Annotated in this window: 25 protein-coding genes; 15 read left to right on the top strand and 10 right to left on the bottom strand. The window is 71.9% G+C overall.

Annotated elements, in window-relative coordinates; all coding sequences use genetic code 11:
- Positions 1-92 precede the first annotated feature (92 nt).
- Positions 93-707, top strand: a complete 615-nt coding sequence (locus tag B042_RS0118630; protein ID WP_028649601.1) for a histidine phosphatase family protein — start codon at positions 93-95, stop codon at positions 705-707.
- A 5-nt stretch (positions 708-712) separates the two neighbouring features.
- Here the strand turns inward: B042_RS0118630 and B042_RS0118625 are convergent, their stop codons facing one another.
- Complete coding sequence (locus tag B042_RS0118625; RefSeq protein ID WP_028649600.1) at positions 713-1,612, bottom strand: hypothetical protein; 900 nt, start codon at positions 1,610-1,612, stop codon at positions 713-715.
- A gap of 103 nt (positions 1,613-1,715) precedes the next feature.
- Here B042_RS0118625 and B042_RS0118620 point away from each other — a divergent pair, with 103 nt between their 5' ends.
- From B042_RS0118620 to B042_RS0118605, 4 genes are all read left to right on the top strand, one after another.
- Complete coding sequence (locus B042_RS0118620) at positions 1,716-2,258, top strand: MOSC domain-containing protein (protein WP_028649599.1); 543 nt, start codon at positions 1,716-1,718, stop codon at positions 2,256-2,258.
- 57 nt (positions 2,259-2,315) lie between these two features.
- Positions 2,316-2,855 (top strand): pyridoxamine 5'-phosphate oxidase family protein, encoded by a 540-nt coding sequence (locus B042_RS23850; protein ID WP_051415782.1) that lies wholly within the window; start codon positions 2,316-2,318, stop codon positions 2,853-2,855.
- 54 nt (positions 2,856-2,909) lie between these two features.
- Positions 2,910-3,647, top strand: coding sequence for a Mut7-C RNAse domain-containing protein (locus B042_RS0118610; RefSeq protein ID WP_028649598.1), 738 nt, complete (start codon positions 2,910-2,912; stop codon positions 3,645-3,647).
- 199 nt (positions 3,648-3,846) lie between these two features.
- A complete protein-coding gene (locus tag B042_RS0118605; RefSeq protein WP_028649597.1) occupies positions 3,847-4,719 on the top strand; it encodes a helix-turn-helix domain-containing protein in 873 nt (290 codons plus the stop codon).
- Between the two features lie 56 nt (positions 4,720-4,775).
- On the opposite strand, the gene B042_RS0118600 is transcribed toward B042_RS0118605, so the two are convergent.
- Both B042_RS0118600 and B042_RS0118595 read right to left on the bottom strand, forming a co-directional pair.
- Positions 4,776-5,372: an HD domain-containing protein gene (locus tag B042_RS0118600; RefSeq protein ID WP_028649596.1), complete on the bottom strand. Its 597-nt coding sequence runs from the start codon at positions 5,370-5,372 to the stop codon at positions 4,776-4,778.
- A 46-nt stretch (positions 5,373-5,418) separates the two neighbouring features.
- Positions 5,419-6,672 carry an FAD-dependent oxidoreductase gene (locus tag B042_RS0118595; RefSeq protein WP_028649595.1) on the bottom strand — a complete coding sequence of 418 codons (1,254 nt, stop codon included), beginning with the start codon at positions 6,670-6,672 and terminating at the stop codon, positions 5,419-5,421.
- Positions 6,673-6,851: 179 nt separating this feature from the next.
- Here B042_RS0118595 and B042_RS0118590 point away from each other — a divergent pair, with 179 nt between their 5' ends.
- Complete coding sequence (locus tag B042_RS0118590) at positions 6,852-7,469, top strand: TetR/AcrR family transcriptional regulator (protein ID WP_028649594.1); 618 nt, start codon at positions 6,852-6,854, stop codon at positions 7,467-7,469.
- A gap of 11 nt (positions 7,470-7,480) precedes the next feature.
- On the opposite strand, the gene B042_RS23845 is transcribed toward B042_RS0118590, so the two are convergent.
- Together B042_RS23845 and B042_RS0118580 are read right to left on the bottom strand one after the other, a co-directional pair.
- On the bottom strand, positions 7,481-7,993 hold the full coding sequence (locus B042_RS23845) for an alpha/beta fold hydrolase (RefSeq protein ID WP_051415781.1): 513 nt from the start codon (positions 7,991-7,993) through the stop codon (positions 7,481-7,483).
- Positions 7,990-8,421, bottom strand: coding sequence for a helix-turn-helix domain-containing protein (locus B042_RS0118580; protein WP_028649593.1), 432 nt, complete (start codon positions 8,419-8,421; stop codon positions 7,990-7,992). Before B042_RS0118580 ends, B042_RS23845 begins: the two co-directional genes overlap by 4 nt.
- 54 nt (positions 8,422-8,475) lie before the next feature.
- Between B042_RS0118580 and B042_RS25915 the strand changes: the two genes are divergently transcribed.
- Complete coding sequence (locus B042_RS25915) at positions 8,476-8,631, top strand: hypothetical protein (RefSeq protein ID WP_155989208.1); 156 nt, start codon at positions 8,476-8,478, stop codon at positions 8,629-8,631.
- A gap of 138 nt (positions 8,632-8,769) precedes the next feature.
- A complete protein-coding gene (locus B042_RS0118570) occupies positions 8,770-9,441 on the top strand; it encodes an enoyl-CoA hydratase-related protein (protein ID WP_028649592.1) in 672 nt (223 codons plus the stop codon).
- Between the two features lie 50 nt (positions 9,442-9,491).
- Here the strand turns inward: B042_RS0118570 and B042_RS0118565 are convergent, their stop codons facing one another.
- Positions 9,492-10,841 (bottom strand): CoA transferase, encoded by a 1,350-nt coding sequence (locus B042_RS0118565; RefSeq protein ID WP_028649591.1) that lies wholly within the window; start codon positions 10,839-10,841, stop codon positions 9,492-9,494.
- 199 nt (positions 10,842-11,040) lie between these two features.
- On the opposite strand from B042_RS0118565, the gene B042_RS0118560 reads away from it, so the two are divergent.
- Together B042_RS0118560 and B042_RS0118550 are read left to right on the top strand one after the other, a co-directional pair.
- Positions 11,041-11,736 (top strand): type 1 glutamine amidotransferase domain-containing protein, encoded by a 696-nt coding sequence (locus tag B042_RS0118560; protein WP_028649590.1) that lies wholly within the window; start codon positions 11,041-11,043, stop codon positions 11,734-11,736.
- Positions 11,737-12,075: 339 nt separating this feature from the next.
- Complete coding sequence (locus B042_RS0118550; protein ID WP_028649589.1) at positions 12,076-12,885, top strand: bifunctional 2-polyprenyl-6-hydroxyphenol methylase/3-demethylubiquinol 3-O-methyltransferase UbiG; 810 nt, start codon at positions 12,076-12,078, stop codon at positions 12,883-12,885.
- A 402-nt stretch (positions 12,886-13,287) separates the two neighbouring features.
- Here B042_RS0118550 and B042_RS0118545 read toward each other — a convergent pair whose 3' ends face one another.
- From B042_RS0118545 to B042_RS0118535, 3 genes are all read right to left on the bottom strand, one after another.
- Entirely contained in the window at positions 13,288-13,713 is a 426-nt protein-coding gene (locus tag B042_RS0118545) for a VOC family protein (protein WP_028649588.1), read from the bottom strand.
- Positions 13,714-13,734: 21 nt separating this feature from the next.
- A complete protein-coding gene (locus B042_RS23840; protein ID WP_051415779.1) occupies positions 13,735-14,724 on the bottom strand; it encodes a phosphotransferase enzyme family protein in 990 nt (329 codons plus the stop codon).
- A 71-nt stretch (positions 14,725-14,795) separates the two neighbouring features.
- A complete protein-coding gene (locus tag B042_RS0118535; RefSeq protein ID WP_028649587.1) occupies positions 14,796-15,185 on the bottom strand; it encodes a RidA family protein in 390 nt (129 codons plus the stop codon).
- Between the two features lie 81 nt (positions 15,186-15,266).
- On the opposite strand from B042_RS0118535, the gene B042_RS0118530 reads away from it, so the two are divergent.
- Positions 15,267-15,629, top strand: coding sequence for a helix-turn-helix domain-containing protein (locus B042_RS0118530; protein ID WP_028649586.1), 363 nt, complete (start codon positions 15,267-15,269; stop codon positions 15,627-15,629).
- A gap of 11 nt (positions 15,630-15,640) precedes the next feature.
- Here B042_RS0118530 and B042_RS0118525 read toward each other — a convergent pair whose 3' ends face one another.
- Positions 15,641-16,936, bottom strand: a complete 1,296-nt coding sequence (locus tag B042_RS0118525) for a DUF2637 domain-containing protein (RefSeq protein WP_028649585.1) — start codon at positions 16,934-16,936, stop codon at positions 15,641-15,643.
- Between the two features lie 139 nt (positions 16,937-17,075).
- Here B042_RS0118525 and B042_RS0118520 point away from each other — a divergent pair, with 139 nt between their 5' ends.
- The 4 genes from B042_RS0118520 to B042_RS26960 all read left to right on the top strand — a co-directional run bounded on the left by B042_RS0118520 (position 17,076) and on the right by B042_RS26960 (position 21,401).
- Positions 17,076-17,534 (top strand): helix-turn-helix transcriptional regulator, encoded by a 459-nt coding sequence (locus B042_RS0118520; RefSeq protein ID WP_197024359.1) that lies wholly within the window; start codon positions 17,076-17,078, stop codon positions 17,532-17,534.
- A gap of 5 nt (positions 17,535-17,539) precedes the next feature.
- Positions 17,540-17,950: a VOC family protein gene (locus B042_RS0118515; RefSeq protein ID WP_028649583.1), complete on the top strand. Its 411-nt coding sequence runs from the start codon at positions 17,540-17,542 to the stop codon at positions 17,948-17,950.
- A gap of 74 nt (positions 17,951-18,024) precedes the next feature.
- Positions 18,025-20,385 (top strand): excinuclease ABC subunit UvrA, encoded by a 2,361-nt coding sequence (locus B042_RS0118510; protein ID WP_028649582.1) that lies wholly within the window; start codon positions 18,025-18,027, stop codon positions 20,383-20,385.
- Positions 20,386-20,774: 389 nt separating this feature from the next.
- Complete coding sequence (locus B042_RS26960; RefSeq protein WP_028649581.1) at positions 20,775-21,401, top strand: TetR/AcrR family transcriptional regulator; 627 nt, start codon at positions 20,775-20,777, stop codon at positions 21,399-21,401.
- Positions 21,402-21,409: the final 8 nt, after the last annotated feature.

Here is a 21,409-nt window from a genome sequence, read left to right as displayed (position 1 = left end):
GTGCGGGGGCACCCCCCGCACACACCCCTTTCCCGCCTACGGTCCGTCCCTGACCGGTACCCTCCTGGGGACCCCGTCTTCCAAGGAGCCCCGTGCCAGCGACCCGGTACCTCTACCTTGCCCGACACGCGCACGCCGACCCCGAGACCGGCGACCTGACCCCCGAGGGTTGGAGCCAGGCCGAGCAGTTGGGGCGGCGCCTGCGCGCACTCAAACCCGACACGCTCCACCACGGCCCCCTGCCCCGCGCCTCCCAGACCGCGCGCACGGTCGCCGAACACCTGCCCGGCGTGCTGTCGCAGTCCGTGCCCGAGGCCGGCGACTACGTCCCCCACGTGCCTACCCGAGCCGAGCTGCCCGACGAGTACGCCGACCGGGTGCTGGCCTTCCTCGAGGGACGCCCCGCCTCCGAACTCGACGCCGGACCCGACCTGGCCCGCCGGGCACTGGACCGGTTCACCGGCCCCACCGACGACACCGACACCCACGACGTGGTCATCACCCACGCCTACCTGGTGGCGTGGGTGGCCAGCCTGGCGCTGGGCACCCCCTCCTGGAAGTGGGTGGACCTGGCGCCGGCGAACGCGGCGCTGACCGTCATCCGCTACAGCCCCCGCCGCTTCCCCACCGTGCTGACCTACAACGAGGTCTCCCACCTGGACCCCGACCTGCGCTGGACCGGCTTCCCGGACGAGCTGCAGATCTGAGGCGCTCAGGCGAACAGTTCCCGGGCGTCGGCGGCGGTCAGGGCGCGGTCCGTCCACCGGTCCATCTGGTCGGCGTCGGCGCACTCGCGGATGCGCCGGCGGTCCTCCTCGGACAGGACGACGCCGCGGCGGTCCAAGACCTTGAGCAGGACTCGGGCCTCGCCCTCCAGCAGACCCTGCTGGACACCCTGCTGGACACCCTGCTGGACGTAGCGTTCGGTGAACGCGCTCGAGTACCTGTACGTGTCGGTCGCCATGATCTCCTCCACCCTGCGACGGGAGTCCTCGTCCAGCAGCGTCAGCGTGTATTGAGTGTAGTCGGCGGCGGTCGCCTCATCGAGGCAGGCGAAGCCCTCCAGGAGCGCTTTGAGGGCCCCTGGGGCCTGCGAGTCCGCCGTCGCACCCAGGATCGCCAGCAGGGGCGACCGGGCCACCTCGCGCGGGTCGGTGAAGGCGCTCAGGCGGTCCGGGCCCAGGACGAGGGGGCGGAACAGGTGCCGCGGGCCCACCCGGAAGTCCGCGTCGAAGCGGTCCGCAGTCGACTGCTTCGGGCACACGGCCAGGACCGCGGCCTCGCACTCGTGGACATCGGCCACCGAGCCCGCATAGTGCGCCCACCTGCGGAACTTGTACTCGCGGTACTCGTTCTGCACCTCGACGACGATCACCATCCGCGTGTGCCCGTGGTCCTCCAGCACCACGTTGACAGCACTGTCGAGCAGTGCGACGACCACGTCGGCTCTGCGCTCCACGGGCACGGCCTCACCCAGGTCGGCGCACTGCAGGACCGCCTGGTCGTATGCGGGGACCTCCACACCCAGGTGTTCGGACAGCAGACGGGGAGCCAGTTCGGGGCACTCCTGGAAGAGCCGCACCCGGACCTCGTGCTCAGCGGAAACAGCCATGCACGCGAAGTTATCGGAACAGGGCCGTGCGTGTGGGCGGTTTCGCCCGTCCCGCATCAAGCGGGTACCCCGCCCGTACCGCTCAAGACAGGAAGAGAGCGCCATGGCCGCCAGAGTCGTCTCCGTCAGCGCCGGCCCCGCCCACACCTTCAGCAAGCCGGTCCTTGCCCGCGTCCGGCTGCTCGCCGGGCTGGGGGTGGAGGGCGACGCCCACATGGGTGCCACCGTCCAGCACCGCTCCCGTGTGGCCAGGGACCCCTCACAGCCCAACCTGCGCCAGGTCCACCTCATCCACGCCGAACTCCTGGACGCGGTCGCGGGCGCCGGGTTCGACGTCGCCCCCGGACAGATGGGGGAGAACATCACCACCCGCGGGATCGACCTGCTGGGCCTGGCCGCCGGGACCGTCCTGCACCTGGGGGACGAGGCCCGCGTCGAGATCACCGGCCTGCGCAATCCCTGCCGTCAGATCGACGGCTTCTCCCCCGGCCTGCTCAGGCAGATGGTCCGCCGCGGCGGCGACGGATCCACCGCCTACCTGGCGGGAGTGATGGGGATCGTGCTCACCGGCGGTACCGTCGCGCCCGGTGCGGCCGTCGGCGTGCACCCGCCCCGGGGCCCGCACCTCCCCCTGCGCCGGGTGTAGGCACCGAAGCCGACCTGTGTCGATCACCCGTGCGGGCCTCTGGAACACTGGTCTGCCATGGGAAAGATCTACGAGGCCATCGACGACCGGCTCGCGCGCTTCCTCCTCGACCAGCCGGTGTTCTTCGTGGGCACCGCACCGCTGGACGCCGACGGGCACGTCAACGTCTCCCCCAAGGGCATGAACGGGACCTTCGCGGTCCTCGGTGAGCGCCGGGCGGCCTACCTCGACTACAGCGGATCGGGGGTGGAGACCATCGCCCACCTGCGGGAGAACGGCCGCATCGTGCTCATGTTCTGCGCCTTCGACGGGCCGCCCAAGATCGTGCGCCTGCACGGGCGCGGACGCACCGTGCTCGCCTCGGACCCCGAGTTCGCCGACCTGCGCCCGCACTTTCCCAAGGAGCGCACGGCCGGGCAGCGCTCGATCATCGTGGTCGACGTGGAGCGCATCTCCGACTCGTGCGGGTTCGCCGTCCCCCTGATGGAACCGCAAGGGGACCGCGACCTGCTGGACCGCCTCCAGGAGCGCAACGGGGGCGGGGTTCCCAGCCCCGCCAGTATCGACGGCCTGCCGGCCGTCACGGCCGCCGACTGATCGGCCTGGTCAACCCATGGCCGGGCCTTCGCCGGTCCGTGCCATCCTGGACCAATGCAACGGGCCACCGTGGATCTGCGCTTCGCACCCGAACTGCGGTTCTTCCTCCCGCCGCGCCACCGCGGGGGAACCGTCCGCGCCGACCACGACGGAACCGCCTCCCTGGGCCACCTCGTGCAGTCCCTGGGCGTGCCCCTGACCGAGGTCGGCGGCCTGTACGCCGACGGCGACCGACTTCCCCCCGCCCACCGGCCCCGCCTCGGGCAGCGGGTCGACGTGGCCACCGCACCGCGCCCCCAGCCGCTCCCGCCCGGATTCCACCCGCCCCGCTTCCTGCTGGACGTACACCTGGGCACCCTGGCCCGCCGCCTGCGCCTGCTCGGAATCGACACCGCCTACGACAACGACCGCGACGACCCCTCCCTGCTCGCCCAGGCCAACGCCGAGCACCGCGTCCTGCTCACCCGCGACCGAGGCCTGCTGCTGCGCCGCGCCCTGCGCGCCGGAGCCCACGTCCGCAGCCACCGCCCCGACGAACAGCTCGACGACGTCCTGGAGCGCTTCGCCCCGCCCCTGGCGCCCTGGACCCGGTGCGTGCACTGCAACGGCCCGCTCGCCCCCGCGGCCAAGGAGGAGGTCGCCGAACAGCTCCCCGCCGGCACCCGCGCTACCTACGACACGTTCGCGCGCTGCCAGGTGTGCCGGAGCGTGTTCTGGCCCGGAGCCCACCACGACGAACTCACCCGGATCGTGGACCGGGCCCGGGCCGCCGCACCCCGGCCCCGGTCTTAGCCCGGCACGGTCGCGCGCATCGCGTGCGCCCTCCGGGACCGGGGGCGGGCTCCCCCGGAGTATCGGGGCCGACCTGGGCGGACCGAGGCCCGCGACGATCACTCGGTCCCGGATCCCCCGACCGGAACGGGTCGCGAACGATCGGGTGCGCTCGGCGCGGGTATCCCTAACGTCGGTGGTGGACAAGGGAGGCGACACCGTGCTGGAGAGGCTGAACCGGGCCCTGGAGCAGATCGAGGCCGACCCAGGGGCTCCGACGGACACGGCGGAGATGGCACGCACCGCGCTCACCTCCGAGTACCACCTTCGGCGGCTGTTCTCCGCGCTGGCCGGGATGCCGCTGTCGGAGTACGTGCGCCGGCGCAGGCTCACCCTGGCCGGAGACGAAGTGGTTGACGGCCGCCGCGGCCTGCTCGACATCGCGGTGTCCTACGGCTACGGCTCGCACGAGGCCTTCGCCCGGGCCTTTCGCGCCCAGCACGGCGTAGGCCCCGCCCAGGCCCGACGGACCGGCGCGGTGCTCACCTCCCAGCCCCAGATGAGGTTCCGCCTGACCATCGAAGGGAGCACCGCCGTGCGCTACCGCATCGTCGACAAGGGGGCCTTCCGCCTCGTCGGCCCCCGCGCCCGCGTCCGACTCGTCCACGAGGGAGACAACCCCGACATCGACGCGTTCGTCCGGAGCATCGACCCGGCCACCACGGAACGGGTGGAACGGCTCTCCGACCAGGAGCCCCGCGGCGTCCTGGCCGCCACCGCCGACGTCGCCCCCGGCTACGAGGAGGGCAGCGAACTGGACTACCACCACGCGGCGGCCACCTGTGCCCCCGCACCCGAGGGCATGGACTGCCTGGAGGTGGAGGCCGGAGCGTGGGCGGTCTTCCCCCGATCCGGCCCCACCGGGGCCTTCCCACAGGCCCTGCAGCGCCTGTGGGCCGACGCCTTCGCCCACTGGTTCCCCTCCCAGCCGTCCTATCGGATGCGGCCAGGGCCCAGCCTGCTGCGGGTGGAGTACACGGCCGACCGCACCAGTGCCGAGGCCCAGCTGTGGCTGCCGGTCGAGAGGGTGTGAGGGGCGGGGCCCGCCGGTGCCGTGGCCGCGCATCCGCGCGGCCACGGCACGCCCGCTCAGACCAGGGCGTGCCCGTAGGAGAGCGAGAGCGCCTCCAGGTCGGGCTTGCCGTAGCGGGCGACCATCGCCTCGAACCGGGCCTGCTTGTCGGTGCCGAATCGGCGGACCCTGCGCGCGTAGGAGGCGGCCGAGACGAATACCGGCGGGCTGCTCTTGCTGTGGAACTTGTCGGCGTACATCACCACCTCCTCCTCGGTCGATCCGGCCGTGTAGTCGTCCTCGGGGATCGGCAGCCCCTGCGAGCGCACGTCGGCGCGGGTGATGCCCACGCCCGTGTGGCAGGAGCAGAACCGGCACAGCGCCTCGCCGAACCCCCGCGCGTACAGCACCTCGTGGCCGAGCACACCGTGGCGCACGTAGTGCGCACCGTCGAGCACCCCCGAGGCGTCCATCAGCCGGTACACGCCGATGTCGTGGAGCAGGCTTCCGGCCCGCACCAGCTCCAGGTCGACGTCGAGCCCGCCGAGCTCGACGAGCCGCTCGGCGATCTGGCACACGATCCGGCAGTGCGTGTGGACGAGGTCGAACGCAGCACGGGTGGGCGCGAGCTCGGCGTGCAGCGCCCGGATCTCCCGGTCCGTTGGAATCGGCATACCCGGACTCTACGGGGGCACGGGCACCGCTCCGGCCGCCGCGTCTTCAGCGGGGGCCGGACGTACGCGCGGCGGCAGTGTCGCGCACGGCACCGCGCGGCGGACGCTCGGGGCGCACCCCCACACCGAGTACGTAGGCGGGCACCGCCGAGAGTCGGGGGGCGGCCCGGACCAGGGCCACCATCGGCTTGGGCGGGCTGGGGCGCCGACCGTCCAGGATGGGGCCCACCACCTGCTTGTGCAGGATCTTCTGCAGTGCCTGCACGAGGACGGTGGGCAGTGCCCGTCGGCGGCGCACGGCAGCCAGGCGCCGAACAGTGACCCGTCGGCGGCGCAGGGGGTCGGCCAGCAGCCGGGCGGTGGCCACCGCGTCCTGGACGGCCAGGTTGATGCCGACCCCGCCCATCGGTGACATGGCGTGCGCGGCGTCGCCGATGCACAGCAGGCCGTCGGTGTGCCAGCGGCGCAGCCGGTTCAGCCGCACGTCCAGGTGCTTGACGTCGTCCATGGAGGCGACCTCGCCGACGGTGTCGGCCAGTTCGGGGATCAGTTCGACCACGTCCCGGCGGAACGCCTCGATACCGCGCGAGCGCAGTTGCGGGTCGGTGCCCTTGCGTCCCAGGTAGGCGATCTGGGCGTAGCCCTCGCGCGGGATGACGACCATGATCTTGCCCGGCCCGGTCCTGGGGGTGAGGGAGGGCAGCACGGAGCCTTCGACGGGGACCTTGAACCACCAGGCGTCGAAGTCCACGCCGAACTCGCGCACGGGCAGTCCGGAGGTGCGCCGGGCCATCGACCAGCGGCCGTCGCAGGCCACGGTCAGGTCGGCACGCAGTTCGCCCTCCCCGTCGGGGCCGGTGTAGCGCACGCCCGACACGCGCCCGTCCTCGCGTACCAGTGAGGTGGCCTCGGTGCGCATGCGCAGGGTGAAGGCGGGTTCGTCCCGGCCGGCCTCGGCCAGCAGGTTGAGCAGGTCCCACTGGGGGACCATCGCGATGTAGGGGTGGGACAGGCGGCGGCGCAGTCGGGTGAAGTCGCCGAAGACGACCTGGCTCCCCCCGACGTCGAAGGCGACCCTCTCGATCCTGCTCTGGGGCAGGGCGGCGAACCTCTCGCCCAGGCCCAGCTCGTCCAGCAGGTCGAGCGTGGTGGGGTGCACGGTGTCGCCGCGGAAGTCACGCAGGAAGTCGGCGTGCTTCTCCAGCACGGTGACCTCCACGCCGGCGCGGGCCAGCAGCAGGCCCAGCACCATGCCGGCGGGCCCGCCGCCGATGATCGCGCAGGTGGTCGTCTCGTTCATGGTGGCTCCGTCCTTGGAACACGACCCAATTTATCTCCACAAGCGTAGAATTCTACACTTGTGGATGTCAACACCTGTGGAATTTCCAACGGGCCGACGGGAGCGGCCCCGCACCCGGGGATACCCGGTACCTGCGGGGATGTAGAATTCCACACACAGGGAATTGAGGGGAGGGCGCCATGGCCGCCACCGAACCGCGGCGCGCAAACCAGCGGCCCGGCGGACGCAGACCGGGCCGCAGCCAGACCAGGGAGGCCATCCTGGCCGCCGCGCGCGAACAGTTCGCCGCCAAGGGCTACACCGGCACCACCTTCCGCGGCATCGCCGCCCAGGCCGGCGTCGACCCCGCCCTGGTCCGCCACTTCTACGGCACCAAGGACCAGCTCTTCGCCGCCAGCATGCACATCCCCACCGAAGTGTTCGCGGACGTGGAGAGCGCTCTGCTCACCGGCGGCCCCCACGGACTGGGTGAGCGCCTGGCCCGCACCTACCTGGGCCTGTGGGACGACCCCGCCACGGCCGCCCCGCTGGCCGCGCTGGTGCGCACCGCCCTGACCACCGACCAGGGCGCCGACCTGCTCAGGAACTTCCTCCAGGGGCGCCTGCTGGAGAAGGTCACCCCCGCACTGGACCAGGACCGGCCCCGGCTGCGCGCCGAACTGGCCGTCTCCCACCTCATCGGCACGGCCCTGGCCCGCTACGTCCTGCGGGTCGAACCGATCGCCTCACTGGAGACCGACGAACTCGTGGCCGTCCTGGCCCCCGCCCTCCAGCGCTACCTCACCGGCACGATCTGACCCGGCGCCGCTCAGGCACGCAGGAACCGCCCCACCGCCTCCGTCTGCCCCAGGACCGCGTGCCCCACCCCGGGCAGCAGCACCGCCTCGGCGCCGGCCACGTGTGCGCGCACCCGCCGCAGCGTCTGGCGGGAGTCGAACATCACGTCGCGCTCACCCACGATCACCTGCACCGGCACGGACAGGCCCGCCAACTCCCGGTCGGAGAAGACCGGGAGCCGCTCCGTGCGCGGCCGGAAACAGGAGAAGGCCTCCACGGTGAAGTCCAGCGCCTCCCGGTGCTCGGGTGCGCCCAGACCCGCCACGTGCGCCACCGACCGGCGCAGACCGCGCCGACCGAGCAGCCGCCGCAGCAGCATCCCGGGCAGCCACCTGGTCGTTGTCTGCCTGCCGATACCCGCCGGGCACAGCAGCACCAGCCGCTCCACCCGCTCCGGGCGGCGCACGGCGTAGTCCAGCGCCGTCCACCCGCCCAGCGCCAGGACCCGCTCGCGGCCCTGAGCGGAGGAGTAGATCCCCTTCACGCCTCCACCAGCCCCTCGATGTACTCCAGCATCCGCGCGGTGTCGGCCAGGGAACCCATGAGGACGACCTTCATCCGGGCCCGGTCCGGGTCGTAGACCGCCTGCACTCGCAGCGGCTCCTCCTGCGGCCCCCGCCCGGTGGCCGAGGCGGTCACCAGCGTGGTCAGGCGGTGGGCCGTCTCGGGCGGGACGGCCTCGACCTCCACGATCGCCGAGACCTCGCTGCGCCGCTCACGCCGCACGCCCTCCCGCACGGGCGGGGGCACCGGGCGGCCGGTGAAGGCCTCCAAGTCCTCCTGCGTGATCCGGTACTGCTTGCCGATACGCACGGCGGTGAGCCGCCCGTCACGTACGTAGTTGCGGACGGTGCGCGCGTGCAGCCCCAGGTGCTCGGCGACCTCGTCCACTGAGTAGAGTCGTTCTTTCATGCAAAAGACTCTACTTTACTCAAAACTCTGTGACAAAAAGGTATTTTCAGGAAAATGGAGAGGGTGAGGGGTGCCCTCGCTCACCCCCGCGCCACCGGCACCGTCCACCGCGCCCTGTCCGTGCGCTCGACGTGCGACCGACCCCCGCCGCACGGCGTCGACCTGCACCACACCCCAGGAGTCCCCGACGGCGGCGTGCTCCCCGAATGAGGACCCCGCCCCCGTGAGAGGCTCGGCGCGGGCACACGTGAACGGCGGACACCCCGATAGGACGCACCGGCCGCGTCCGGTAGTGTGCCCACCTGGAACTACTCACCAGTAACAAAAGGTTCTCACCCAGGAGGCCCCATGCCCACCCTCGACCGCGACGGCGACGTCCTCATCCTCGACCTCGGCGACGACGAGAACCGCTTCCACCCCGACTGGCTCACCGCCGTCAACACCCTCCTGGACCAGGTCGACGAAGCCGAAGGCCCCAAAGCCCTCATCACTGCTGCCACCGGCAAATTCTTCTCCAACGGCCTGGACCTGGACTGGCTCGGCGCCCACCCCGACGCCCGCCCCGACTACATCGCCACCGTCCACGCCCTGTTCGCCCGACTGCTGTCGATGCCCCTGCCCACCGTCACCGCCGTCCAGGGCCACGCCTTCGCCGCCGGAGCCATGCTCACCCTCTGCCACGACCTGCGCGTCATGCGCGCCGACCGCGGATTCTGGTGCCTGCCCGAAGCCGACATCCACATCCCCTTCACCCACGGCATGAGCGCCCTCATCCAGGCCCGCCTCACCCCCCAGACCGCCCACGAGGCCATGACCACCGCCCGCCGCTACGGCGGCACCGAAGCCCACACCGCCGCCATCGTCGACCACACCGCCCCCGAAGGCGAGGTCCTGGCCACCGCCCTCGAACTCGCCCGCCCCCTGGCCACCAAGGCCGGCCCCACCCTGGGCACCATCAAGACCCGCCTGTACCCCACCGCCCTGCGCCTGCTACGCGACACCCACAACCCCCTGGACTGACCCCGACACCGCCGTGTGCCCCCTCCGGGCACACGGCCACACGGCGGTGGCTACAGCCACACGGCCGGGTCGCCACCCCAGCGCCTGCAGGGCGCAGCCCAGTCCACCGGTACCCCCGCATAACCCAGGGGCGGCAGCGCGTACCGCAGCCGACCGTAGGGCGAAGAGGCCTCAGCCAACCAGTCGGCCACCTCATAACCGCCCGACCCGGCCCGCACCGGCGCGATACCGTGCAGCAGCCAGTGGGCGGTCCCCGCCAGCGAGAACCGCAGCAGGCGGCCCCGGCCGTCGTCCTGCCGGTCGGTGAGCGCCCGCAGCACCCCCGCCGCCATCAGGTACCCGGTACCGTGATCCAGAGCCTGAGCGGGAAGCACCCCCGGACGCCCTCCCGGACCACCCTCGACCGCCGCGATACCACAGGCCGCCTGCACCAAGCTGTCGAAACCCCGCCGCCCCGCCCACGGGCCCGACCACCCCCACGCGCACAACCGCGCCACCACCAGGCCGGGACAGCGGGCCACCAGCTCCTCGGCCACCAGCCCGCGCCGCTCCAGCGCGCCGGGCCGGTAACCCGCCACCACCACGTCGGCCGACTCCAGCAGAGCCCACAGAGCTTCCCTGCCCTCGGCCGAATCCAGATCCAACACGGTCGAGCGCTTGCCCTGGCCGGTGTCGATGTGGCTGCGAGCGTCCTCGGCCAGCCCCGGCGGATCCACCCGCAGCACGTCCGCCCCCAGCAGTGCCAGCGTGCGGGTCGCCACCGGACCGGCGATCACCCGGGTCAGGTCCAGGACCCGCACCCCCGCCGCGGGCAGCGCAGCCGGCGCCAGCCTCCGCACGCCGACCCCGTCCGCCACCTCGACCTCCGCCAACGGCAGGCCGCCGGGGACGGGCCCGGAAGCCACCGCCACCGCCAGACCGCCCGCCGCGTAGACCCGCTCCTGGACCTCACGGGCTCCCAGCTCCGCCACAGCACCGGCGAACCGCTCCACCGGCTCCGCCCCGCCCACACCCAGCGCCGACAGCAGCCGGGCCCGGTGGTGCGGATAGTTGGCGTGGGTGCGCACCCACCCGTCCGCGGTCCGCCAGAAACCCGACAACGGCGCGAACGGGTCCGACACGCGCCCCTCCACCGCCAGGTGCCGTTCACTGGTGAAGGCCGTGGCCACCGCCCCTTCCTCCACCCGCACCCGGGGAACCGGCACCCCACCGCGCACGGCCAGCAGCTCGGCCGCGGCCAGCGAGCACGCCCCGACCGTGGCCCGCGCCAACGCGCGCACCGGCAGCACCGCGGGCAGCACATCGCCCGCCCCCCTGTAGGAGACCCCGGCCGCCAGGTCCGCCGCCCCGCCGACCGCTTCCCACGCACGGGCCGTCGCCACGTCATATGTGTCCGTCATACACCCATGCTCCACCGCGGCGCGGCTCCGCATCCGACCGGGGCCACCGGCCCAGTCCCCGCACATGGGAAAACCGATAACAGACACGCGCTCGCGCAGGGGCCGCCCACAGCGCCGACCCCCTAGGTTCGACACCGTCACCACTGCTCAACACACGTTCGACGACCCGCGAGGGTCCGCCCCGGAAGGCGCACCACCCATGGCTCAGATCCTGTTCGTGATCACCGCCGCAGACCGCTGGACCCTGGCCGACGGCACCGAACACCCCACCGGCTTCTGGGCCGAGGAGGTCGTCGCCCCCTACCAGGTACTCACCGAAGCCGGACACCGCATCACCGTCGCCACACCCGGTGCTGCCCTCCCCACCGTCGACCAGGTGAGCCTGGCACCCGAGAGCACCGGCGGCCCCGACCGCGCCACCGCGATGCGCAGCGCGCTGGAGGCCATCACTGAACTCCGCCACCCGCTCCCCCTGGACCAGGTCGACCCCGACGGCTTCGACGCCCTCTTCTACCCCGGCGGGCACGGACCCATGGAGGACCTGGCCGCCGATCCCGCCTCCGGAGCCCTGCTCACCCGCGCCCTGGACGCGGGCACACCCCTGGCAGTGGTCTGCCACGGCCCCGCCGCCCTGCTCGCAGCCACTCGCCCCGACGGAACCAACGCCTTCGCCGGATACCGGGTGGCCGCCTTCACCAACACCGAGGAGACCCGGGCCGGTCTGGCCCAAGACGCCCCGTGGCTGCTCCAGGACCGCCTGACCGGGGCCGGGCTCCACGTCCAGGAGGGCGAACCCTGGGCACCGAACGTGGTCACCGACCGCACCCTGCTCACCGGACAGAACCCCGCCTCCTCGGCCCCGCTGGCCGACGAACTGCTCACACACCTGTCCTGAACCACGGCACCCGGTCGGTGGCCTCCATCGCCGAGCCGCCCGGAACCAGCCCCGGGGCGCTGTACCACCACATCCCCGGCCTGAAGGGGGTCCCGGTAGTTTTCGCGGAAAATCCAACGCTATGCGTCGGACCCTCCGTGGCTGGCCGCAGACAGGGAGAGCACCTGGCGGTGCAAGGTCTGGGCCTTGGCGGCCTTGCGTGCGGCCACCACCCGATCCAGCAGCCGCACTGAGCTGGCATGCGGCTTTCCGCGGACATGAACTCAGAGCGCCGGGCCGGTCGCCTGGAGTAGTGTCCTTGCTGCTACCGCGAGGGCCGCGACCGGGGGAGAGCCAACCGTGGGAACAACAGCAGGGAATGAGTGCTACGGCGATGTCCTCTTCGCCGCTTCCTGTGCCTCTGAAAGCGAGCGCTTGGAGGGTCTGGCCCGTGCTTTCGATCCGGCGAGCCGCCAGGACCTGCTCGCGCTAGGCCTGAACGCCGGGTGGACCTGCCTGGACGTCGGAGCGGGGACAGGCAGCCTCGGCGGCTGGCTCGCCTCGGTCACCGAGACCGCCGATCAGGTCACAGCCGTCGACCGTGACAGCCGGTTTCTCGGCCCGCTGGCGGCACAGGGCGTGAACGTCATCGAAGCGGACATCGCCGACCCGGACTTCCATCCCGGCCAGTTCGATCTCGTCCATGCACGATTCGTCCTGATGCACTTGCGAGAGCGCAACGGCCTGCTGCCCCGGCTGGCCTCCTGGGTCAAACCCGGTGGGCTGCTGGTCGTCTCCGACTCCCTCGCCGTCGGCGGCGAGACATCGCCGCACGGGCCCTACCGGGACACCGTCACAGCCCTGTGGCGCATGCTCGCCGAGGAGATCGGCACCGACCGGCACTGCGCTGGACAGTACCCTCAGGTATTCACCGGCCTCGGACTGCGCGACATCGGCATGCGCGCCCACCTGCCGGTGGCGGGCCTCGAGGCGGGGTTCACCAGGTTCCTGACCCTGACCTTGCAGCAGGCCAAGCCCAGACTCCTGGCAGCCGGGCTCCCAGCCGCCACCTACGACCAGGCGCTCCTCCACCTGGAGCATCCCCTGAGCCGCGAACTCTTCTTCGCCATGGTCACATGCTGGGGCCGCACGTCCGCTATCCGCAGGTAACGGACCAGCCCGGTTCCCTTCAGCACCGCACCGCGCCCCTCGGGAGAAGGGCACCGCAGGCCACGGATCGGGCTTTCGCGGATCACGGTCCGCTTTGGCCGCGGCCCCGGTGCGCGTTCGTTCGCAGGGCCGCGGTGCTCCCTTAATTTCGTTTAGTTTGTAACGTTACTTAATAACGAAACAAGGCAAGCGCCAACGCAAATACCCTCCAGGGGTGCGGGTTTCTGGCCTCCGATAAGCGGGCCTTATAAGGTGTTACAACATGTACTGATACATAAGAGGCGTGCGGCACCCGCATTTCGTTGGCGCACTGACCGCACCCCTCCCCGGACCACCGAAAACGAGACGGATACAGCGAGGGCTGTACTGAAGGTCTCCGCGGCGGGGAGGGACGAGAGCCCCTCAGCCGACCTGCTCGTAGAGCCCGACGATGATCCCCTCGGGACCACGGACATAGCAGAGCCGGTAGACGCCCCCGTACTGCTCCACCCCGCCGACGAGCCGCGCGCCATGGGGGCGCAGGCGAGCCACGGTGTCCTCGACGTCGTCGACGGCGAACATGATCCGGCGCAGCCCCAGCGTGTTGGCCGGGGCCTCCCCGGGCTCCGCGGCCACCGCCTCGGGCTCGTGGAACATCGCCAGCTCCACCCGGCCGTGGCCGTCAGGAGTGCACAGCATCGCGATCTCCTGCCGCACCCCCTCCACCCCGATGACGCGCTCCACCCAGGGCCCCTCCACCGGCGCCCTGCCCTCCAGCTCCATCCCGAGCTCGACGAAGAACGCGATGGCGGCGTCCAGGTCCTCGACCACGATGAGGACGTTGTCCATCCGCTGAATCGCCATGTGTGCTCACATCTCCTTCCGGGGCGGCCGGACTCCCCGGCACCGACACCGACGGTATGGCCCAACGGCGACGAACACGCGGCTTTCCCGGTCCGAGCCGGTGGCCGCCGCGACGAAGCACCCCAGGCTCGTTACCACAGCGCAACCGCCGCCCAGGGGCCGCGCCAGAACGCTAGCGGCGGTCGGCCAGCCGCCCGGCGATCGCCGGGCCCTCCCGCGCGATCCACGCCCGGGCCCGGGGCATGCGGTCTCTGACACCCTCCTCCCACAGGCGGCGAAACACCGGGTCGCGGCCCGCGGCGGCACGGGCCCCGCATGGAAGCGGTCGATCATCGCCACCGCCATCGGCACCAGGTCCGCGCGCTGGCCCCCGTCCATGCCGTAGGCGTCGGCGAACACCGCGACCCGGCGGGCCGCGTCCAGGCCGACGAAGGCCGGTGCGCGGTCGCGCGGGTCCAGCAAAGGCACCCACCAGTACAGGGCGTTGGCGATCTCGGCCAGGCGCGTGGTGGGCCGGGCCAGGTCGAAGTCGATCAGGGCGGCGGGCAGGCCGCGGCGGAAGACGACGTTGCCCGGGCAGTAGTCGCGGCGGCCGACCAGCTCAGGGCCTCGGCCGAGCGGATCCAGGACACCGGCCGACGATCCGGGAAGAGAGCCCCAGACCGCGTCCGCCGGCGCGGCCCAGCCCTGGCTCGCCTCGTGCAGACGCCGCACCAGGCGGGCCAGGGCGGCCAGGACGTCCTCCCCGGCCGCAGCCTCGGGCAGCGGCTCGCGGGGCACGTCGCCGCTCACGTAGGTGAGCACCTCCCGGCCCCGGCCGTCGGTCCCCAGCGGGACCGGAGCGGCGGTGAACCCCGACCGGTGCAGGTGGGCGAGGTAGGCGTGGACCGTGGCGGTGAAGGGCCGCACCGGGCGCCGCACGGTGGCGCCCACCCGCACGATGCCCGGGGTGACACCGTCACCGACCAGGGGCTGCCCTTCCGCAGGGGCGCACACAGAGGCTCTCCTTCCAGTGGGGGGCGGGCCGTTCACGGCCCGCCCCCCCCACATTCCCGCCACCGCCGTGATCAGTCCAGGACGGCGGTCGCCTCCACCTCCACCAGGACACCGGGCTCGAAGAGGGACTCCACCCCGATCAGCGACGCCGGGGGCATCGGGCGCGGCATCCCCAATTCCCCGGCGGCCCGCTCGACACCGTCCATGAACGCCGCCATCTGCTCGGGCCGCCACCCCACGACGTAGAACGTCAGGCGCACCACGTCGGCCATACCCGCGCCGGCCCCCGCCAGACCTCTGGCGGTGTTGCGCAGCGCCTGGGCCGTCTGAGCGGCCAGGCCGCCGTCGGCCCCGCCGACCTGGCCGCTGACGTGCACCTGCCGGGTGCCCGTGCCGACCGCCACGTGGTGGTAGGGGACGGGGTGGGCCATGCCCTCGGGGGAGAGCAGTCGAACAGCCATCACCAGCTCCTTCGAACCTTCGCTTACAAGTATCCCTTTGATACCTTGTATCCGAAAGTCACTTCAACGGAACCAGGTGTCATGACCGATACCACCCCACCGCTGCACATCACCGCCGAGCACCGCGAACTCCTCGCCCACATCCTCGACACATGGTCCATGGAGGTCCTCAACCGCCTGTGCGAGAACCCCTGCCGCTTCAACCAGCTGCGCCGCGCCATCCCCGCCGTCACACAGAAATCCCTCACCACCACACTGCGCCGCCTCGAACGCAACGGCATCGTCGAACGCACCATCGTCCACACCCGCCCCGTGGCGGTCGAATACGCCATCACACCCCTGGGCAAGACCCTGCGCGCACCCGTGGAGGAACTCCTGCGCTGGAGCGCCCGCCACCGCAGCGCCATCGAACGCGCCCGCACCCGCTTCGACACCCAGGAGTAGAGCCCGGCCGCTCACCGCTGGGAGACGGGCTGCTCCACCTTGGGCCAGCTGCTCGTCACCGCCGACACCGACGCCGGATCCGCGCCGCCGCCCGCACCCTCCTGCGCAGACAGCTCGTCCCGGTAGCGGCGCGCGGTGCGCCGCGAGGCACCGATGGAGGCCGCCAACTCGGCATCGGTGATCCCGGGCCGCTCACGCACCAGATCGCGCACCCTCTGGCGCTTCTCCTCCGGAGACAGCCCCGCCTGCTCCGCCGCAGCCTCCTCGGCAGCGGCACCCCGCTCCCGAACACGCTCACGGGGCCGCTCCACCTCCCCTGCGGGCTCCTGCACCCGCCGGGGAGGCTCCCGGCGCACCGGAGCCCTGCTCGGCTCGGGCCCCTCGCCCCCGGGCGCGGCCGGCTCGGACCGCCGCTCAGCCGCCACCGCGGGCCGCCGACCCGACAGCACCGCCACCTCGTCGGCGGTCATCGCCACCGCCGAAACCGTCATCGCCCGCGTCAGCTCATAGGCGGTGTCCAACTCGTAGCCGTTGTCGAGCATCCACCGCAGATGCCGCGGCGTACGCCGCCGCCACGCCCGCCCGTACTGCTCACGCAGCATCGCATAGGCCAACTGGCGGCGCTGCTCGCGCTCCAGCGCCTGCGGATACGAACCGATCCCCCACCCCAGCATCAACCGCGCCACCCGCGCCGTCGACACCGGATGGGCCACCCACCGGCCCACCGGGATCCGGTCCGCCGCCTGTCCGTGCGCCAAACCAGCCAGATGCCGCACCCACGCCGCCACACCCTCGGCGATCAGGATGATCACCACCGGCGGGCCCGCGTGCCCCAGATACGACGCCGTCGTCTCCTCACCCTGCGACACGTTCAACACGATCGTGATCGCCGACAAAGTGTAGGCCGCCCACCGGTTCAGCGGATGGCGCCGCCCCTGCCACTCCATCAAAAGGTCCATCGCCAGGAAGTAGACGATCACCGCATCGATCCCGAGCGGGAACAGGAACCGCAGGTCCCCCCCGTTGATCGCCCGCAACTGCGTATCCTCCAGCCACGTGGCCGCCTGGTACAGCGCCGCATAGCTCATGGTGAACGCCACCAGGATCAGCGCCAGCGCCACCACCGCGATCACCGCCGTGGCCACCACGTACCCCCCGGGCAGGGACCCCCCCGACCCGCGGACCGCACCGCCCTCACCGGGGCGCCGACGGGACCCGGCCCGGCGCATCGCGGCCACAGCCAGGGCCGTGACGGCCACCGCGGCCGCAGCGATCACCCACCACACAGGCAGGGGGAAAACATCCATGGGGGAGCCCCTTCAGAAGGAAAGACCCGTACGAGTGTGCCAGAACCACATCACAAACACGGCAAGCCCCCCGAAACCCACCGTTACCCGAACCCGACCACACCGCAGCGCACCCCCACCGTCCCCACCCCGTGACACGATGACGCAGGTGAGCACCCGAACCGCCCCCGCACCGCACCTGGCCGACCTCGCCCGCCTGCGCCGCGTCCGCGACCGCATCGACCGCGACCACGCCCAGCCGCTCAACGTCGAAGACCTCGCCCGCGGCGCCCACATGTCCGCCGGACACCTCAGCCGCCTCTTCCGCCGCGCCTACGGCGAATCCCCCTACGCCTACCTCATGACCCGCCGCATCGAACGCGCCATGACCCTGCTGCGCCGCGGCGACCTCACCGTCACCCAGGTGTGCTTCACCGTCGGCTTCTCCTCCCTGGGCACCTTCAGCACCCGCTTCACCGAACTGGTCGGCACCACCCCCAGCGCCTACCGCGACCACGCCGCCCCCACCACCGACGGCATCCCCCCGTGCCTGGCCCACCAGGTCACCCGACCGATCAGGAATCGAGAAGCACCCACCGCACGCCCCCACCTACGCTGACCGCCATGGACATCAACATCCACGCCAGCTTCCTGCCCCACGACGACCCCGACACCGCCCTGGCCTTCTACCGCGACACCCTCGGCTTCGAAGTCCGCAACGACGTCGGCTACGGCGGCATGCGCTGGCTCACCGTCGGCCCCCCGGGCCAGCCCGACACCTCCATCGTCCTCACACCCGCCGGAGCCGCCCCCGGCACCACCGACGCCGAACGCCGCACCATCGCCGAGATGATGGCCAAGGGCACCTACGCCAGCCTCCTCCTGGCCACCGCCGACCTCGACGCCGCCTTCGACGCACTCCAGGCCACCGACACCGAGATCGTCCAGGAACCCACCGACCAGCCCTACGGCATCCGCGACTGCGCCGTCCGCGACCCCGCCGGCAACCTGATCCGCATCCAGCAACGGCCCTGAACCGCGACCGGGGGGCCGCACCCGCCGCGGCCCCCCGAGAGCCGGAAACCGCATCCCAGACCACGGAGACCACGATGAGCACGCCCCACCCCGCCGACCGCCACGACCTGATCCGCGTCCACGGCGCCCGCGAGAACAACCTCAAGGACATCAGCGTCGAACTGCCCAAACGCCGCCTGACGGTCTTCACCGGCGTCTCCGGCTCAGGCAAGAGCTCCCTGGTGTTCGCCACCATCGCCGCCGAGTCCCAACGCATGATCAACGAGACCTACAGCACCTTCGTCCAGGGCTTCATGCCCACCCTGGCCCGCCCCGACGTCGACCTGCTCGACGGCCTGACCACCGCCATCATCGTCGACCAGGAACGCATGGGCGCCGACCCCCGCTCCACCGTCGGCACCGCCACCGACGCCAACGCCATGCTGCGCGTCCTGTTCAGCCGCATCGGCCGACCCCGCATCGGCTCCGCCCAAGCCTTCTCCTTCAACGTCGCCTCCATCAGCGGCGCCGGAGCCGTCACCCTCCAACGCGGCGGCACGACCGTCAAGGAACGCCGCGACTTCCACATCACCGGCGGCATGTGCCCGCGCTGCGAGGGCCGCGGCTCGATCACCGACTTCGACCACACCCAGCTCTACGACCGCGACAAATCCCTCAACGAAGGCGCCCTCACCGTCCCCACCTACAGTCCCGACGGCTGGTACGGCCGCATCTTCCGCGGCTGCGGCTACTTCGACCCCGACAAGCCCATCGCCGAATTCACCCCCCGCGAACTCGACGACCTCCTGCACAAGGAACCCACCAAGATCAAGGTCGAAGGCATCAACGTCACCTACGAGGGCCTGATCCCCAAGATCACCAAGTCGTTCCTGTCCAAGGACCGCGAAGCCATGCAGCCCCACATCCGCGCCTTCGTGGACCGCGCCATCACCTTCACCGACTGCCCCGACTGCGAGGGCACCCGCCTCAACCCCGCCGCCCGCTCCGTCAAGATCGACGGCGTCAGCATCGCCGACGCCTGCGCCATGCAGATCAACGACCTCGCCGCGTGGGTGCGCGCACTCGACGAACCCTCCGTCGCCCCCCTGCTGGCCACCCTGACCCGCACCCTGGACTCCTTCGTCGACATCGGCCTGGGCTACCTCTCCCTGGACCGCCCCGCCGGCACCCTCTCCGGCGGCGAGGCCCAGCGCACCAAGATGATCCGCCACCTGGGCTCCTCCCTCACCGACGTCACCTACGTCTTCGACGAACCCACCAGCGGACTGCACCCCCACGACATCCAGCGCATGAACGACCTCCTGCGCCAACTGCGCGACAAGGGCAACACCGTCCTGGTCGTCGAACACAAGCCCGAGGTCATCACCGCCGCCGACCACATCGTCGACCTGGGCCCCGGCGCCGGAACCGCGGGCGGCACCGTCTGCTTCGAAGGCACCGTCGACGGACTGCGCGCCAGCGCCACCCTCACCGGCCGCCACCTCGACGACCGCGCCGCCCTCAAGGACAAGGTGCGTACCCCCGCCGGCACCCTGCCCATCCGCGACGCCCGCACCCACAACCTGCACGGCGTCGACACCGACATCCCCCGGGGCGTGCTCACCGTCGTCACCGGCGTGGCCGGCTCGGGCAAGAGCTCCCTCATCCACGGCTCACTCTCGGGCCGCGAAGGCGTCATCACCGTCGACCAGAGCGCCATCCGCGGATCACGCCGATCCAACCCCGCCACCTACACCGGGCTGCTCGACCCCGTCCGCAAGGCCTTCGCCAAGGCCAACGGCGTCAAACCCTCCCTGTTCAGCGCCAACTCCGAAGGCGCCTGCCCCACCTGCAAGGGCGCCGGAGTGCTCTACACCGACCTGGCCATGATGGCCGGCGTGGCCACCCCGTGCGAAGAATGCGAAGGCAAGCGCTTCCAGGCCTCCGTCCTCGAACACCGCCTGGGCGGCCGCGACATCAGCCAGGTCCTGGCCATGTCCGTGTCCCGAGCCCAGGAGTTCTTCGCCGCAGGAGAGGCCCGCACCCCCGCCGCGCACAAGATCCTCACCCGCCTGTCCGACGTCGGCCTGGGCTACCTCAAACTCGGCCAGCCCCTGACCACCCTCTCCGGCGGCGAACGCCAACGCATCAAACTCGCCGCCCAGATGGCCGGCCAAGGCGACGTCTACATCCTCGACGAACCCACCACCGGCCTGCACCTGGCCGACGTCGACCAACTCCTGGGCCTGCTCGACCGCCTCGTCGACTCCGGCGCCACCGTCATCGCCATCGAACACCACCAGGCCGTCATGGCCCACGCCGACCACATCATCGACCTGGGCCCCGGCGCCGGCCACGACGGCGGCCGCATCGTCTTCGAAGGCACCCCAGCCGACCTGGTCGCCTCCCGCGCCACCCTCACCGCACGGCACCTGGCCGACTACGTCCAGGCCTGAGGCGGGCTCCCCTTCAACCGGGCGCGGGACCCACAGCACACCGCACCCCTCCGGCAGCGGCCCCCGCCCGGCCAGCGGCAGCACCCGACCGCGCCGCCCCGCAGGCGGGTCGCAACGCTTCACCGGCGCCGCACCCACGCCGCCGGGGTGAACGCGCGGGGCGGCCAGGCGCTCAGCCGGATCCACCACTGCGAACGGCGTCGCCGCCCATGCGCCCCCCGGCCGCCGGCTCGCCCCGCGCCACCACCAGCTCCACCAGAACCCCCACCTTCCGCGGCCAGGCCCAGGCGGGGGTCCCGGCCCGGTGCACAGCGGAGCATGGCGCGCCTGTGACGCACACCATCCCCCACCGCGTGCACTCAGTGCATTCATGCACATAATGTCGAAATGTGACCGCGCCACCCCACAGCGAGGACCGCCGCACCGCCCTCAAAGAACGCCACCGCCGCGCCATCATCGACGCCGCGGCCGCCCTCCTCCACGAACACGGCTCAGGCCGCTTCACCGCCGACCAGCTCGCCGCACGCGCCGACGTCGCCCGCCGCACCGTCTTCAACCATTTCCCCTCCACATCCGACGTCCTCATCGAGGTGTGCGCCGACCGCCTCGACACCCTGGTCACCGACTACCTGACCCTGACCGCCCACACCCCCGACCACCACCCCACCGCCTTCGACGACCTCGCCGCCGCCCTGCGCCGCACCGACCTCGTCCCCGCCATGGCCTACCTCACCCGCGCCATGGAAGGCACCGCCACCCCCGCACAGGCCCCCCTCATGCCACGGGTGTTCACCGCCCTCAGCCAACGCCTCACCGACGCCATCACCCGCCAACGCCCCCACCCCGACCCCCTGGAGACCCAACTCCTCGTCAACACCGTGATCATCGGCGTCAGCACCCTCTACAGCCACTGGGCCCACCAGACCGGCGCCACCGACACCGACCACTCCCGCGCCCTGTGGAACGCCCTGGTCGAACAACTCCTCACCCGGCTCCGCCACGGCTTCGACCACTGACCCCACCC

It is taken from the genome of Nocardiopsis sp. CNT312, assembly GCF_000515115.1.
Taxonomy (GTDB): Bacteria; Actinomycetota; Actinomycetes; order Streptosporangiales; family Streptosporangiaceae; genus Nocardiopsis.
This window is presented reverse-complemented; position numbering and strand designations above follow the sequence as displayed.

Excerpts from the sequence above, each read along its gene's own strand:
- B042_RS0118620 (WP_028649599.1), top strand. The coding sequence starts at position 1,716 with ATGGCCGCCAGAGTCGTCTCCGTCAGCGCCGGCCCCGCCCACACCTTC.
- B042_RS0118510 (WP_028649582.1), top strand. The coding sequence starts at position 18,025 with ATGAGCACGCCCCACCCCGCCGACCGCCACGACCTGATCCGCGTCCAC.
- B042_RS0118515 (WP_028649583.1), top strand. The coding sequence starts at position 17,540 with ATGGACATCAACATCCACGCCAGCTTCCTGCCCCACGACGACCCCGAC.
- B042_RS0118520 (WP_197024359.1), top strand. The coding sequence starts at position 17,076 with ATGACGCAGGTGAGCACCCGAACCGCCCCCGCACCGCACCTGGCCGAC.
- B042_RS0118600 (WP_028649596.1), bottom strand. The coding sequence starts at position 5,372 with ATGCCGATTCCAACGGACCGGGAGATCCGGGCGCTGCACGCCGAGCTC.
- B042_RS0118595 (WP_028649595.1), bottom strand. The coding sequence starts at position 6,672 with ATGAACGAGACGACCACCTGCGCGATCATCGGCGGCGGGCCCGCCGGC.
- B042_RS0118570 (WP_028649592.1), top strand. The coding sequence starts at position 8,770 with ATGCCCACCCTCGACCGCGACGGCGACGTCCTCATCCTCGACCTCGGC.
- B042_RS0118565 (WP_028649591.1), bottom strand. The coding sequence starts at position 10,841 with ATGACGGACACATATGACGTGGCGACGGCCCGTGCGTGGGAAGCGGTC.
- B042_RS0118580 (WP_028649593.1), bottom strand. The coding sequence starts at position 8,421 with ATGAAAGAACGACTCTACTCAGTGGACGAGGTCGCCGAGCACCTGGGG.
- B042_RS0118625 (WP_028649600.1), bottom strand. The coding sequence starts at position 1,612 with ATGGCTGTTTCCGCTGAGCACGAGGTCCGGGTGCGGCTCTTCCAGGAG.
- B042_RS0118560 (WP_028649590.1), top strand. The coding sequence starts at position 11,041 with ATGGCTCAGATCCTGTTCGTGATCACCGCCGCAGACCGCTGGACCCTG.
- B042_RS0118545 (WP_028649588.1), bottom strand. The coding sequence starts at position 13,713 with ATGGACAACGTCCTCATCGTGGTCGAGGACCTGGACGCCGCCATCGCG.
- B042_RS0118610 (WP_028649598.1), top strand. The coding sequence starts at position 2,910 with ATGCAACGGGCCACCGTGGATCTGCGCTTCGCACCCGAACTGCGGTTC.
- B042_RS0118535 (WP_028649587.1), bottom strand. The coding sequence starts at position 15,185 with ATGGCTGTTCGACTGCTCTCCCCCGAGGGCATGGCCCACCCCGTCCCC.
- B042_RS23850 (WP_051415782.1), top strand. The coding sequence starts at position 2,316 with ATGGGAAAGATCTACGAGGCCATCGACGACCGGCTCGCGCGCTTCCTC.
- B042_RS25915 (WP_155989208.1), top strand. The coding sequence starts at position 8,476 with ATGGAGAGGGTGAGGGGTGCCCTCGCTCACCCCCGCGCCACCGGCACC.
- B042_RS0118590 (WP_028649594.1), top strand. The coding sequence starts at position 6,852 with ATGGCCGCCACCGAACCGCGGCGCGCAAACCAGCGGCCCGGCGGACGC.
- B042_RS0118530 (WP_028649586.1), top strand. The coding sequence starts at position 15,267 with ATGACCGATACCACCCCACCGCTGCACATCACCGCCGAGCACCGCGAA.
- B042_RS0118525 (WP_028649585.1), bottom strand. The coding sequence starts at position 16,936 with ATGGATGTTTTCCCCCTGCCTGTGTGGTGGGTGATCGCTGCGGCCGCG.